The 13,918-nt window shown below is 53.6% G+C and carries 12 protein-coding genes; 4 read left to right on the plus strand and 8 right to left on the minus strand.

The genetic code is table 11. The features are described from left to right. Nucleotides 1-22: 22 nt before the first annotated feature. Nucleotides 23-1,555 (minus strand): SpoVR family protein, encoded by a 1,533-nt coding sequence (locus NA197_RS13950; protein ID WP_001240762.1) that lies wholly within the window; start codon nt 1,553-1,555, stop codon nt 23-25. A 322-nt stretch (nt 1,556-1,877) separates the two neighbouring features. On the opposite strand from NA197_RS13950, the gene NA197_RS13955 reads away from it, so the two are divergent. Beyond that, nucleotides 1,878-3,176, plus strand: coding sequence for a D-amino acid dehydrogenase (locus NA197_RS13955; protein WP_001266938.1), 1,299 nt, complete (start codon nt 1,878-1,880; stop codon nt 3,174-3,176). 13 nt (nt 3,177-3,189) lie between these two features. After that, entirely contained in the window at nt 3,190-4,260 is a 1,071-nt protein-coding gene (gene dadX / locus NA197_RS13960; protein WP_000197902.1) for a catabolic alanine racemase DadX, read from the plus strand. Between the two features lie 61 nt (nt 4,261-4,321). Here dadX and NA197_RS13965 read toward each other — a convergent pair whose 3' ends face one another. Beyond that, nucleotides 4,322-6,055: a potassium/proton antiporter gene (locus NA197_RS13965; RefSeq protein ID WP_000338376.1), complete on the minus strand. Its 1,734-nt coding sequence runs from the start codon at nt 6,053-6,055 to the stop codon at nt 4,322-4,324. A gap of 96 nt (nt 6,056-6,151) precedes the next feature. After that, nucleotides 6,152-7,066 carry a muramoyltetrapeptide carboxypeptidase gene (gene ldcA / locus NA197_RS13970; protein WP_000051613.1) on the minus strand — a complete coding sequence of 305 codons (915 nt, stop codon included), beginning with the start codon at nt 7,064-7,066 and terminating at the stop codon, nt 6,152-6,154. A 170-nt stretch (nt 7,067-7,236) separates the two neighbouring features. Here ldcA and emtA point away from each other — a divergent pair, with 170 nt between their 5' ends. Further along, nucleotides 7,237-7,848: a membrane-bound lytic murein transglycosylase EmtA gene (gene emtA, locus NA197_RS13975; protein WP_000776974.1), complete on the plus strand. Its 612-nt coding sequence runs from the start codon at nt 7,237-7,239 to the stop codon at nt 7,846-7,848. A gap of 13 nt (nt 7,849-7,861) precedes the next feature. Here emtA and ycgR read toward each other — a convergent pair whose 3' ends face one another. Next, complete coding sequence (gene ycgR, locus NA197_RS13980; RefSeq protein WP_000017414.1) at nt 7,862-8,596, minus strand: flagellar brake protein YcgR; 735 nt, start codon at nt 8,594-8,596, stop codon at nt 7,862-7,864. Between the two features lie 168 nt (nt 8,597-8,764). Between ycgR and NA197_RS13985 the strand changes: the two genes are divergently transcribed. After that, nucleotides 8,765-9,019, plus strand: a complete 255-nt coding sequence (locus tag NA197_RS13985; protein ID WP_000511323.1) for a GlsB/YeaQ/YmgE family stress response membrane protein — start codon at nt 8,765-8,767, stop codon at nt 9,017-9,019. Between the two features lie 62 nt (nt 9,020-9,081). Here NA197_RS13985 and NA197_RS13990 read toward each other — a convergent pair whose 3' ends face one another. The 4 genes from NA197_RS13990 to appB all read right to left on the minus strand — a co-directional run bounded on the left by NA197_RS13990 (nt 9,082) and on the right by appB (nt 13,915). Further along, nucleotides 9,082-10,794 carry an alpha,alpha-trehalase gene (locus NA197_RS13990; RefSeq protein WP_064043481.1) on the minus strand — a complete coding sequence of 571 codons (1,713 nt, stop codon included), beginning with the start codon at nt 10,792-10,794 and terminating at the stop codon, nt 9,082-9,084. A 213-nt stretch (nt 10,795-11,007) separates the two neighbouring features. Beyond that, complete coding sequence (locus NA197_RS13995) at nt 11,008-12,282, minus strand: Glu/Leu/Phe/Val family dehydrogenase (RefSeq protein ID WP_001526439.1); 1,275 nt, start codon at nt 12,280-12,282, stop codon at nt 11,008-11,010. A 394-nt stretch (nt 12,283-12,676) separates the two neighbouring features. Beyond that, nucleotides 12,677-12,766 (minus strand): cytochrome bd-II oxidase subunit CbdX, encoded by a 90-nt coding sequence (gene cbdX, locus NA197_RS14000; protein WP_000270306.1) that lies wholly within the window; start codon nt 12,764-12,766, stop codon nt 12,677-12,679. A gap of 12 nt (nt 12,767-12,778) precedes the next feature. Then, nucleotides 12,779-13,915, minus strand: a complete 1,137-nt coding sequence (gene appB / locus NA197_RS14005) for a cytochrome d ubiquinol oxidase subunit II (protein WP_000888118.1) — start codon at nt 13,913-13,915, stop codon at nt 12,779-12,781. Nucleotides 13,916-13,918 lie beyond the last annotated feature (3 nt).

A 13,918-nucleotide genomic window follows, 5' to 3' on the forward strand; every position in this document is an offset into this window, starting at 1 on the left:
ACACTACCGGGCAGCATCTCGATTACAGCATGTTCATGCGCGGCGGACAACGCTCCAGCAGTTCTACGCTGCCATCCTCATTTTGTTGCTCCAGCATCACATCAAAGCCCCATAACCGATGCACATGTTTCAGCACCTCTTTGCGGCCTTTATCCAGCGGCGCGCGGTTATGCGGGATATAACGCAACGTCAGAGATCTGTCGCCGCGTAAATCCACATTCCAGACCTGAATATTCGGCTCCAGGTTGCTCAGGTTATACTGTGACGACAGTTTTGATCGAATCTCCCGATAACCTTCTTCGTTATGAATGGCGGAGATCTCCAGATAATTATGCCTGTCATCATCAAGTACCGTGAAGAAACGGAAATCACGCATCACTTTTGGCGACAGGAACTGGCTGATAAAGCTTTCATCTTTAAAATCGCGCATGGCGAAGTGCAGCGTTTCCAGCCAGTCGGAACCGGCAATATCCGGAAACCAGTATTTATCTTCATCCGTGGGGGACTGACAAATACGTTTGATATCCTGGAACATGGCAAAGCCGAGCGCATAGGGGTTAATTCCGCTATACCAGGGGCTATTATAGGGCGGCTGAAATACGACATTGGTATGGCTGTGTAAAAACTCCAGCATAAAGCGTTCCGTCACTTTGCCTTCATCATACAGATGGTTCAGGATGGTGTAGTGCCAGAAGGTCGCCCAGCCCTCGTTCATGACCTGCGTCTGTTTCTGCGGATAAAAATACTGGCTGACTTTACGCACGATGCGCAGAATTTCGCGCTGCCACGGCTCAAGCAACGGGGCGTTTTTCTCCATAAAATAGAGCAGGTTTTCCTGCGGTTCAGCGGGAAAGCGGCGTGCTTCGGCGACCGTTTTTTCTTCCTCGCGTTTTGGCAGCGTGCGCCACAGCATATTCACCTGGCTTTGTAGATACTCTTCCCGGCTTTTTTGTCGCGCTTTCTCTTCCTGCAACGAGATTTTCTGCGGGCGCTTATAGCGATCGACGCCGTAATTCATCAGCGCGTGGCAGGAGTCGAGCAGTTTTTCTACTTCATCCACTCCGTAGCGTTCTTCACAGCGGGTAATGTAATTTCGGGCGAAAATCAGGTAGTCGACGATAGAGCTGGCATCCGTCCAGCTCCGGAAGAGATAATTATTTTTAAAAAAGGAGTTGTGGCCGTAACAGGCGTGCGCCATGACCAGCGCTTGCATGGTGATGGTGTTCTCTTCCATCAGGTAGGCAATGCAGGGATTAGAGTTGATCACAATTTCATAAGCCAGTCCTTGTTGACCATGCTTATACAGACGTTCCGTCTCAATGAACTTTTTGCCAAACGACCAGTGCGGATAGTTGATCGGCATCCCGACGCTGGAGTAGGCGTCCATCATCTGTTCGGAAGTGATGACTTCAATTTGGTGCGGGTAAGTATCCAGTTGGTAGAGCTTCGCCACGCGGTCTATCTCTGCCAGATAGACATCCAGCAGATCAAATGTCCAGTCGGGTCCATCGCTCAAACGTGTGGTGTCCTTGTTCATGGAATCAATCATTGCCATTCGCGCACCCTCATTGTTGGCGACGCTCTCTGTATGGAGCGCCTCCTTTCAAGCATAGAACACCATGTTAAAAAACGACTTGATCGTGAAAACTTTTCTTTGCGATTTCCTCCACATTGAACGGCAAAAAATCGGGTATTGGCATCATTTTATGCTGTATAGCCATGCCGCGTAGCAGGAGATCCCAAACCAGTGGGATCGCTTGTCTTTAGGGTATATGTGAAGCACGTCACCATAAAAAAGTCATATGTTGAATAATATTTTCATCTGGGTTATCAAGATGTAATCAGAAGATTGTTCTTTTACTATTAACGGAGTGGCTATGCGAGTTGTCATCCTGGGGAGTGGCGTAGTTGGCGTGACCAGCGCCTGGTATTTGAGTCAGGCGGGGCATGATGTCACCGTCATCGATCGCGAATCCGGCCCGGCGCAAGAAACCAGCGCGGCGAATGCCGGACAAATTTCACCGGGATATGCGGCGCCCTGGGCGGCCCCTGGCGTACCGCTGAAGGCGATAAAATGGATGTTCCAGCGCCATGCGCCGCTGGCGGTGCGTCTGGATGGCACCCCGTTTCAACTGAAGTGGATGTGGCAAATGCTGCGTAACTGCGATACCCGGCATTATATGGAAAATAAAGGCCGCATGGTGCGTCTGGCGGAATATAGTCGCGACTGCCTGAAAACGCTACGCGCCGCGACCGGTATCGAATATGAAGGCCGCCAGGGGGGAACGCTACAACTCTTCCGCACCGCGCAACAGTATGAGAACGCCACCCGTGATATCGCCGTGCTGGAAGATGCCGGGGTGCCGTATCAGCTCCTGGAATCCAGCCGACTGGCGGAAGTTGAACCCGCTCTGGCTGAGGTTGCGCATAAATTAACCGGCGGACTGCGCTTACCGAATGATGAAACCGGGGACTGTCAGCTCTTTACCCAGCGTCTGGCGCGCATGGCGGAGCAGGCGGGCGTAACCTTTCGCTTTAATACTCCCGTGGAAAAATTACTGTACGAAAATGATCAGATTTACGGCGTGAAATGCGCCGATGAGATCATTAAAGCAGATGCGTATGTTATGGCGTTTGGATCGTATTCGACGGCGATGCTTAAAGGCATTGTTGATATCCCGGTGTATCCGCTGAAAGGCTATTCATTAACCATCCCAATCGTCGAGCCAGACGGCGCGCCGGTATCGACGATTCTTGATGAAACCTACAAAATCGCTATTACGCGTTTTGATAAGCGTATTCGCGTGGGGGGAATGGCGGAAATCGTGGGCTTTAATACCGACTTACTGCAACCACGCCGCGAGACGCTGGAGATGGTTGTGCGCGATCTTTTTCCGCGCGGCGGTCATATTGAGCAGGCCACATTCTGGACCGGCCTGCGCCCCATGACGCCGGACGGCACGCCGGTAGTAGGACGTACCCGTTATAAAAATCTGTGGCTTAATACTGGACACGGCACCTTAGGCTGGACGATGGCCTGCGGTTCAGGCCAGTTGTTAAGCGATATCTTGTCGGGTCGTACGCCAGCGATACCCTACGACGATCTGAGCGTGGCGCGATACCGTTCCGATTTTACGCCCACCCGCCCGCAACGTTTGCATAGCGCGCATAACTGATAAAGGAAGTGAAATGACCCGCCCTATACAGGCCAGCCTTGATTTACAGGTAATGAAACAAAATTTGGCTATTGTGCGCCGGGCGGCCCCGGAGGCGCGCGTCTGGTCGGTAGTGAAAGCCAACGCCTACGGCCACGGTATTGAACGCGTCTGGAGCGCGCTGGGCGCCACAGATGGTTTCGCTATGCTCAACCTTGAAGAGGCGATTACCCTGCGTGAGCGCGGGTGGAAAGGGCCGATATTGATGCTGGAGGGGTTTTTCCATGCGCAAGACCTGGAGGCGTATGACACTTATCGGCTGACCACCTGCATCCACAGTAACTGGCAGTTGAAAGCGCTGCAAAATGCGCGGCTTAACGCGCCGCTGGATATCTATGTCAAAGTCAACAGCGGCATGAACCGACTCGGTTTTCAGCCTGAGCGGGCGCAGACCGTCTGGCAGCAATTGCGGGCAATGCGCAATGTCGGTGAAATGACCCTGATGTCACATTTTGCTCAGGCCGATCATCCGGAAGGTATCGGGGAGGCGATGAGGCGTATTGCGCTGGCGACGGAAGGCCTGCAGTGTGCGCACTCGTTATCAAATTCGGCAGCGACGCTGTGGCATCCCCAGGCGCATTATGACTGGGTCAGGCCAGGCATTATTTTGTACGGTGCGTCGCCGTCAGGACAGTGGCGGGATATTGCCGATACCGGACTAAAACCCGTGATGACGCTGAGTAGCGAAATTATTGGCGTGCAGACGCTGAGCGCGGGTGAAAGGGTAGGCTATGGCGGAGGGTATTCTGTGACTCAGGAACAACGCATTGGCATCGTCGCGGCGGGTTATGCCGATGGCTATCCACGCCATGCGCCGACCGGGACGCCTGTGCTGGTGGACGGTATCCGTACCAGAACAGTAGGCACCGTTTCAATGGATATGCTGGCGGTGGATTTGACGCCGTGTCCGCAGGCGGGAATCGGCACGCCGGTTGAATTATGGGGCAAAGAAATTAAGGTCGATGATGTCGCCTCTGCGGCAGGCACGCTGGGCTATGAGCTACTGTGCGCCGTAGCGCCGCGCGTGCCGTTTGTGACAACGTAACCTAACTCAGGCTAAGGCGTCGACCGGTCCACCGGGGGCGGGTCGACGTTGTCCGGCGACCTTATTCTGCTTCGTCTTCGGCGACGCGTACCCCAATCTTGCGTACCACGTTATCTTCTTTTTCAGCTACCGTCCAAATCATGCCGCCAAACTCCACCTGATCGCCAACGACCGGCGCAGCGCCCAGCAGCTGCTGTATGATTTCACCCAGAGTTTGTTGTTTATCCCGGTATTCCGTTCCTTCTTCCAGCCCGTAGATAAGCGCCACGTCGGCGAATTTCGCGTTCGCTTCGAGGATAAAATCGCCAAAGAAACGCTGATCTAACGAAACCGGCGGCGACTGGCTAAACAATTTGCCCAGCGCTGGCAGATCGCGCTCCCGGCCAATCACGCAGAGTACGTCGCCTTCCTGCAGGCGAGTGCTACCCGTGGGGTGAAACAGTTCATTATTGCGAAATAGCGCGGCAATGCGGGTTTCGTTCGGCATATGCAGGTCGCGCAACGCCGCGCCGACGCACCATTTGTCGGCGCTCAACTGATAGATGAATTGTTCCCACGGATTATCAGGATGGATGTCAAGCCCCACGCGCGATACTGGCCAGCCAACCGGAGGCACGACCACTTTGGCTCTCTTCGCCGCCCATGACAGCGATGTTCCCTGCAGGAGCAGCGACACCAGTACCACAAAGAAAGCGACATTAAAGAACAGGCGAGCGTTTTCAAGCCCGGCCATCATCGGGAAAACGGCGAGAATAATCGGCACCGCGCCGCGCAGTCCGACCCAACTGATGAAAATGCGCTCCCGAAGATTGAAGCCGCGAAAAGGCAGCAGGCCGGTAAACACCGACAATGGGCGGGCGAAGAAAATCATCCAGATAGAGAGAATAAGCGCAGGGACGGCAATCGGCCACAGATCGGAAGGCGTCACCAGCAGTCCCAGGACCAGGAACATGGCGATCTGCGCCAGCCAGGCCAGTCCGTCAAAGTTTTGCAGGATGCCGTAACGGTTGCGAATCGGACGGTTTCCTAACAGGAATCCGCACAGATAGACCGCGAGAATGCCGCTGCCTTCAAGCGCGGTCGTCAAAGCAAAAATCAGAATACCGCCGCTGAGCGCCAGCATCGGATACAGGCCGCTGGGCAGAGAAATACGGTTGATCATCTGCTGTAGCAGGTAACCGCCGCCGAGGCCAAAAACAATACCGAGACCGAACTGCTGGATAATATGGACGGCAAACATCCAGTCCAGGCCGGTTTCATGTTTCTGGATCATCTCAATTAATGTAATGGTCAGAAAAACGGCCATCGGGTCGTTACTTCCCGATTCGATCTCCAGCGTGGAGCCTACACGTTCGTTTAGCCCTTTGCCGCCAAGCAGAGAAAAGACCGCTGCGGCGTCAGTGGAACCGACTATCGCGCCAATGAGCAGACCTTCGATAAGATCCAGATGAAACAGCCAGGCGGCCATCATACCTGTTAACCCCGACGTGATCAGTACGCCGAGCGTCGCCAGCGACAGCGCGGGGCCCAGCGCTACCCGGAAAGAGCTGGCCTGGGTGCGCATTCCGCCATCGAGTAAAATAATCGCCAGCGCCAGGTTACTGACCATATAAGCGAAAGGATAATTATCGAAAGGAATACCGCCAATGCCATCCACACCCGCTAACATCCCGATGGCGAGGAAAATGACCAGAATCGGGATACCCAGTCGCGATGAGAATGAACTTAACAGGATACTGCTGGTTACAAGGATGGAACCTAAAATAAATAGACTAATAATTGTTGCAGCATCCAACGTTTTATATCTCCTGACTCACACGACTTCGTATTATTTAACATTAACATAATAACGGCCAGGGCAGCGTTTTACTTAGCCTGTCGGGGACTTTTTTTACAATTGCAGCGTAGGATGGCCAGATAAAGTGAGTTGAGTCCCCTGGCGCGTATTTTTAAGCGTCGCGTTTGCCCCGATAGGGAGCGTTACCGTACGCTGTTCATGCCCGAAGTCGAGACCGGTAATCAGCGGAACGGACAGACGGGAACGTAAAAACGCGTAGACGCTCTCCAGAGAATAACCGGCGTCATACTCGTTGGGCGCCGCGCCGCTAAAGCTGCCGAGAACGATGGCGCTCTGGCGGTTTAAAATTCCGGCGTACTCCAGTTGCAAAAGCATACGCTCCACCCGGAAAGGATGCTCATTGACATCTTCCAGCACTAAAATTCCTTTATCGATAGTCGGCATCCAGGGCGTACCGATAAGGGAAATCAACATCGCCAGATTTCCGCCCCATAAGGTGCCTTGTACATCGCACTGAGGGCCGTCACCTTGCCACTCTACGGTAAATTGCGCCTTGCGTAGCGCCAGCCAGAAATGTTGCTCGGTGAACGTATTCAGCGTTTCGGCGCCAAAATTTGCCGCCAGCATAGGACCGCTAAAGGTGATGACATTGGCCTGCGCCAGTAGTCCAGCCTGAATCGCCGTAAAATCGCTATGACCGCAAATCAGTAAGGGATCGCGCTGTTGCCGGGAGGCGAGCGCCTGCCAGTCGATACGATCCAGCAAGCGGCTGGCGCCATAGCCGCCGCGAACCGGCATGACGATCGTATCCGGCGACGTTAGCGAGGCCAGCGAATTAACATCGGCCAGCCGTTCCGCGTCCGTACCGGCAAAACGCTGATAGCGGCGACGAATCACCTCGTCATTCTCCACCTGATGACCCGCGTCAGTCAGGCGCTGAACGCCGCGTAACGCGGCCTGTTGGTTAATACAGTAGCCCGAGGGGGCGATTAAATGAAACAGAGACATGGTAATTCCTTGCTGACAATAGAATGCAAATGTATATCATGCCGCATATATTAGGCGATGTCCCTCGTTGTGCGACGTTTCTGGATGCGCACCAGGGAGGCAACCTAAGTGCCTGGCCGGGGCGGTATGACCTCTTCGACAGATAAGTTACGGCTATAAGGATAGATGACGTGAAATTAAGATGGTTTGCTTTTTTGGTAGTAATACTGGCTGGCTGTAGCTCAAAACAGGATTACAGGAATCCGCCGTGGAATGCCGAAGTGCCTGTAAAGCGTGCGATGCAGTGGATGCCCATCAGTGAAAAAGCCGGAGCGGCATGGGGGGTTGATCCGCATTTAATCACCGCGATTATCGCCATTGAATCCGGTGGCAACCCTAACGCGGTCAGTAAATCCAATGCGATTGGCCTGATGCAGTTAAAGGCGTCGACCTCCGGGCGCGACGTTTACCGTCGCATGGGCTGGCGTGGCGAACCGACCACCAGCGAGCTGAAAAACCCTGAGCGTAACATCTCAATGGGCGCGGCGTATCTGAGCATTCTGGAAAATGGGCCGCTGGCCGGCATCAAAGATCCGCAGGTGATGCAATATGCGCTGGTCGTCTCTTATGCTAACGGCGCAGGCGCGTTATTGCGTACTTTTTCATCCGACAGGAAGAAGGCGATAGAAAAAATTAACGATCTGGATGCGGACGAGTTTTTTGAACATGTTGTTGATAATCATCCCGCGCCGCAGGCGCCGCGCTATATCTGGAAGCTTCAGCAGGCGCTGGACGCCATGTAGTTTAGCGTGAAGATTATTCTCGCACTTTATTCGCTCTTTCTCGGGCCTCGCGCTCAAGCGAAAAAATAATCCGCTGCAACTCCCGCTCCACCGCCGGGCTAACGTTAAGGAAACGAAAGCTCAGGCGGGGAGTGGTGATCGTTTCATTTTTCCCATCAATCACCTTACGCTCGCTGATGGCGATAAGCTGGGCGTCAACGTGAAAAATACCCCATGGCCCCATGTTCAGTTCAACCTGCGAAAAGCGCGCGCCTTCGATTAGTCCGTCGGGGATGGCGGATTCCAGTAGCGCGCCCATGCCGCCCAGCGAAAGATCAAACAGGCGAAAACGTAACGTACGGGTGTCCGGTAGCGTGGTGACGCCGTAATAAGGCGGATACAGCGGCGCGCCAATACGAAAATACTCCCGGCGCTGGACAAACCACAGTGACGACGGCAGGGGCGTGATAAAGGCCGGCAGCCGCTGATATTCGCCTGTAACGAGTTGCGGCAACGTGAACTCGACTTTTGCGCCCTGTGTTTCTGCGATAATGGCTACCTGCCCGGCACGTAATACGGCGCTATTTTCATATTCCTGGCTGCCGTAATCCACGATGAGTTTTTCCGGGTCTACCGCCAAAATTTTACTGATGAATTGACCATGCGCCCATGAAATACGCAGTGGAACCTGATTTTTATTTAAATCCCGTAGCACGCCTAATATCGCTAATGGATTTTTTTTCAGGAACTGCTCATTGTAACCACTCACACGAAATAACCCCTGATACGCAGACTATCGTTGGGTTATCGGCATCGGTAGAAAGAACTTAATAGCGATAAATAAATTTTTATGTCCGCGAGATAAATCAGTGTTCAGAAATGCGACGCTCGACTTTGCCTATACTTAAAACGTTTTTACTGGAAAGAGGGTTCGCAAATGGGAATTATCGCCTGGATTGTTTTTGGTTTGATTGCCGGCGTTATCGCCAAATTGCTTATGCCGGGGCGCGATGGCGGGGGATTTATCCTGACCTGTATTCTCGGTATCGTCGGGGCGGTCGTTGGCGGATGGCTGGCGACGATGTTTGGTATTGGCGGCAGTATCAGCGGCTTTAATCTGCACAGTTTCCTGGTCGCCGTGGTGGGCGCGATCGTGGTGCTGGTGATTTTCCGCCTTCTGCGACGCGGCTAACCGCTGCAGAACGTGTAAGCGTTGACCCGGTCAGCACCGGGTCAACCTACTATAAACACGCGTTACTGCGTCGCTGCAGACGGCGTTTTTGTCGGCGTTGCGCTTAACGATGCCGGACGAATAGACGGTACGCTATCGCACGGTTTTTCCTGCGGACAAATCAGATCGAGCATTTTCAGCGTCACGCCGTTGGTCCAGCCAAAGCCGTCCTGAAGTGGGTATTCGCCGCCGCCACCGCCGGTTCCGGTGCTGCTGACATCATATTTTTCGACCAGTTTTTTCTCGCGATCGTAGGTGTGCTGCACATTGGTTAAAAAGCGCCAGGTGACTTCCATTGCCACGTCATCCTGCCCATAATTTTGCAATCCTTCGGCAGCGACCCATTGTAACGGCGCCCAGCCGTTTGGCGCATCCCATTGCTGTCCGCTTTTAACCGAGGTGGTAGTCAGCCCGCCAGGCTGTAGCAGATGCGCCTGGGCCGCCGCCGCCACTTTCGCGGCGCGATCTTTCGCGGCGGCGTTTACATAGAGCGGGAACAGCGCGGCAGCGGTGAGTTGGTCACGGATTTTATTGTTCTGCAGATCGTAGTCGGCATACCAACCCTCTTTGTTATTCCACAGATGCATTTCAATGGCTTTTTGCCGCGCGTTGGCCAGCGCGTCATAGTGCGAGGCTTTGGCCCGATCGCCCGCCGCAGCGCTGGCGCGGGCGAGGGTTTTCTCCAGCTGATACAGCAGAGCGTTAAGATCGACAGGGACAATAGTGGTGGTACGAATGGTACTGAGCTGCTGCGGATTATCCATCCAGCGGGAGCTGAAATCCCAGCCGGAGGCGGCAGCAGAACGGAGGTCCCGATAGATCTCCGTTGCCGGGCGGTTGGGGTTGCTTTTGGCGGTAGCGATATCTTCAACCCAGGATTCAGGGCGGGGCGTATCCCGATCGTCCCAGTAGCGGTTGAGAACGCTGCCGTCTTCCAGTTTGACGACGCGTTGGTTTTGTTGCCCTGGCTGCAATGTCTCAACGCCCTCCATCCAGTAGGCGTACTCTTTTTGCAGTTGCGGCAGGTATTCTTTCAGCGCATCGTCACCTTCATGTTGCGCCAGTAACTCAACCATAAACGCAAAGAAAGGCGGCTGCGAACGACTCAGGTAGTAGGTACGGTTGCCGTTAGGAATATGCCCCCAGGCGTCAATTTCGTAACCAAAGTTCGCCACCATATCCGCCACCTTATCCCAGTGCCCGCTTTCCGCCAGCCCCAGCATCGTAAAGTAGCTGTCCCAGTAGTAAATCTCTCTGAATCGACCACCCGGCACGACATAGGATTCAGGCAACGGCAAGAGCGAGTCCCACTTTTCGACGTTTTTAGTTGAACGTGTCAGCACCGGCCACAGGCCATCAATATGTTCACGCAATGACTGCCCGGCAGGCGGGACATATTTTTCACCCGCTTTCGGCAGGGTGAAGTTAACATCAACAAAATGACGTAAATCGAAGCCGGACTGGTTCCGCTGCATACGATAATCCGCAAGAATCATGAGCGGATCGCTATTAGGTATGGCGTCAGCAAAGGTTTTCTGATCGGGGAAGAGTTTTGCATTCTGGACATCATTAAAGAGCGGGCCAAGCAAAATATCCGGCGGCTGCGGAGTTTCAGTGTCGGAAGACGGGTCTGCGGCAGTCGCCGAAAACGATGCAAACGTCAGCAGTGTCCCTGCCAGCGCCAGTTTTATGGCTTTCTGCAGTAGAACAGAACGGCGAATCTCTGGGGGTATCATCAAGTTATCTCCTTAGCGGTGAGCCAAAGCCAACGGCATTTACCATGACAAAACCTTAGTCTACGATGACCAGATACGCGTGATTGAACCGCTATTTTGCGAACAAACAGACATTTTATTGAGACAGAATTTATCGGCGCGCGCGTGGAAAACGGGGGATACAGACAAAAAATCCACGCCGGGACGTGGATTTTAGCGCAATAACTTGTAGCCTTAACCCGGATAGATACCGCGATCTTTACGGGCCAACAGAATGCGCTCACAGGCGACAATATAGGCTGCGGTGCGCAGAGAACAGGATTTCTCAGCCGCTTTCTCCCAGACATGGACAATCGCGTCGGTCATGATTTTGTCCATGCGCGCGTTGATCTCTTCTTCGCTCCAGAAGAAGCTGGCCATATCTTGTACCCATTCGAAGTAGCTGACGGTTACGCCGCCTGCGTTACAGACCACGTCAGGCACCACAAGGATACCACGGCTGGCCAGAACATCATCAGCATCCGGATAGGTCGGGCCGTTAGCCCCTTCCAGCACCAGCTTACACGTCAGGGCTTCCGCGCGCTGACGAGTTATCTGACCTTCAAGCGCCGCCGGGATCAGAATATCCATCTCCAGACGCCAGAACGCATCGCTGGCGATAGTTTCCGCGCCCGGGAAACCGGCTATCTGTTTGTGTTCTGTCTGCCATGCCGTGAGCGCCTTCATGTCAATACCGGTGGCGTTAAACAGGGTCGCGGTATGATCCTGAATCGCCACGACACGGGCGCCAGCGCCTGCAAACAGACGCGCGGCTTCGCTGCCGACGTTACCAAAACCCTGAACCGCAACGCGAGCGCCTTCAACGGCAATATTCGCCCGACGTGCGGCTTCCAGCCCGCTGACGAAAACGCCGCGCCCCGTCGCTTTTTCACGGCCCAGCGAACCGCCAAGATGGATAGGCTTACCGGTGACGACGCCAGTGACCGTCGTGCCATGATTCATGGAATACGTATCCATCATCCAGGCCATCACTTTACCGTTGGTGCCGACATCCGGCGCAGGAATATCTTTCTGCGGCCCGATGATAATGCCGATCTCGCTGGTATAGCGGCGGGTCAAACGCTCCAGTTCACCTTCCGACAGCGAGAACGGATCGACGCGGATACCGCCTTTAGCGCCGCCGTATGGCAGGTTCAGCGCGGCACATTTGATGGTCATCCATGCTGACAGGGCCATCACTTCATTGAGATCAACGTCAGGATGGTAGCGAACACCGCCTTTACCCGGACCTCGGGAGAGGTTGTGCTGCACGCGATATCCTTCGAAATGACGAATAGTGCCATCATCCATTTGTACCGGAATATCGACGATCAGAGCGCGTTTTGGGTGGCGCAGAGTATCCACCCAGGGGGATAACTCGCCCAGATAAGGGGCCACACGCTCGATTTGTTGCAGGTAGGTATTCCAGGCAGATGTGCTGCTATCTGAAGCGTAAGATAACTTATCCATGATAAACCTTAGTGATAAAAGTAATATGTTCTTTAATTGACCGTGGTACATAGTAGATCACACCATGTAGCGATAAATTTAACACTTTTTTAAACAATTAACTCAGATCAAAAATGGCAGGCAGTTGGATTTTCGTTATGATTTTGGATGGGAAGTGGTTAACTATCCGCTATAAGAGGTGATATATTGCTAATTATGCAATTAATTGCTTAAATATGCGAAATATGTGCAAGGTGGCTATTTGTCATAATTATGACGCACCTCTAAAAGTAAACATTATGATAACGACATGTATCAATGTTATGTCGTCCTGTCGGCGGGGAAACGTCTTCGCCAGGCGCGTAAAAAGATAAAAATAACCGGAGTCAGACGGCGCTGACCCCGGTTTACCTCTTTATTGTTGACGCGACTCAAGCCACACCAGCACCAGCGTCGACAGTGAGCACATCAGCAGAATGCCGACAAACCACAGTAAATACCACATCGCTCTCGCTCCCTAATAAAGTTCATGATCGTTGCGGCGGAGGGTCTCCAGGTTGATACGCCCCAACATTTTGTAATAGCTCCACAGCGTATAGAGCAGTACGATTGGCAGAAAAATCAGCACAATCACCAGCATGATTTCGAGCGTCATCTGGCTGGAGGTGCTGTCCCACACCGTCAGGCTGGAGAGAGGACTAACACTCGACGGCATCACAAAAGGAAATAGCGTTATGCCGGCGGTAAAGATGACGCAGGCCTGGGTCAGGGAAGCGAACAGAAATCCACGAATAGTCTGACCGCGAAGGCAGGCATAGAAAGCCAGAATCGGCAGGATCATACCGAGCAACGGGATGATGAGCAGTAGCGGCGAGCGTATAAAGTGGTTCATCCATGCGCCAGGGAGTATCGCCACGCCTTTTAAGAGCGGATTGGAAGGGCCGTTGGCATCCTGCGTGAGCAAGACAAAGCCATCAACGCCGGCCCACAGCCAGTAACCGGCTAGCAGGAAGCAGATCACGATCAGCAGCGCGCTGTGGCGGGTGGCCGACAGAGCCCGTTGACGAATAACGCCCTCCGTTTTCAACTGTAACCAGACGCCTCCTTGCATAATCACCAACGACAGACTCAATAATCCACACAGTAGGGCAAAGGGCGAGAGTAACTGCCAGAAGGTGCCAAAATAGTTAACATGAAGCTGCGGCGTGAAGGCAAACGGCACGCCTAAAAACAGGTTGCCGAACGCGATGCCGAATACGACTGGGGGAACCAGGCTGCCGATAACCAGACCGGTATCCCACAGCGCGCGCCAGCGGGCATTGGCGATTTTTCCCCGATAATCAAAGGCCAGCGGGCGAAAGAAGAGGGCACACAGCACCAGGATCATCGCCACATAAAAACCGGAAAACGCGGCGGCATAGACCCGTGGCCAGGCGGCGAATAATGCCCCGCCCGCGAGGATCAACCATACCTGGTTTCCTTCCCAGTGGGCGCCGACGCTATTGATCAACACCCGGCGTTCGTCATCGTTACGCGCTATCAGCGGGAGCAGGCAACCGACACCCATATCAAACCCGTCAGTTACCATAAAGGCCACCAGGATGACGCCGATCAGCAGCCACCAAATGAACCGCAACGTTTCATAATCCAACATGAT

Source organism: Salmonella sp. NW884, assembly GCF_051700745.1.
Taxonomy (GTDB): Bacteria; Pseudomonadota; Gammaproteobacteria; order Enterobacterales; family Enterobacteriaceae; genus Salmonella; species Salmonella enterica.

Excerpts from the sequence above, each read along its gene's own strand:
- cbdX (WP_000270306.1), bottom strand. The coding sequence starts at position 12,766 with ATGTGGTATTTACTGTGGTTTGTCGGCATTCTGCTGATGTGCTCACTG.
- dadX (WP_000197902.1), top strand. The coding sequence starts at position 3,190 with ATGACCCGCCCTATACAGGCCAGCCTTGATTTACAGGTAATGAAACAA.
- NA197_RS13995 (WP_001526439.1), bottom strand. The coding sequence starts at position 12,282 with ATGGATAAGTTATCTTACGCTTCAGATAGCAGCACATCTGCCTGGAAT.
- NA197_RS13990 (WP_064043481.1), bottom strand. The coding sequence starts at position 10,794 with ATGATACCCCCAGAGATTCGCCGTTCTGTTCTACTGCAGAAAGCCATA.
- NA197_RS13950 (WP_001240762.1), bottom strand. The coding sequence starts at position 1,555 with ATGGCAATGATTGATTCCATGAACAAGGACACCACACGTTTGAGCGAT.
- NA197_RS13955 (WP_001266938.1), top strand. The coding sequence starts at position 1,878 with ATGCGAGTTGTCATCCTGGGGAGTGGCGTAGTTGGCGTGACCAGCGCC.
- ldcA (WP_000051613.1), bottom strand. The coding sequence starts at position 7,066 with ATGTCTCTGTTTCATTTAATCGCCCCCTCGGGCTACTGTATTAACCAA.
- NA197_RS13985 (WP_000511323.1), top strand. The coding sequence starts at position 8,765 with ATGGGAATTATCGCCTGGATTGTTTTTGGTTTGATTGCCGGCGTTATC.
- appB (WP_000888118.1), bottom strand. The coding sequence starts at position 13,915 with ATGTTGGATTATGAAACGTTGCGGTTCATTTGGTGGCTGCTGATCGGC.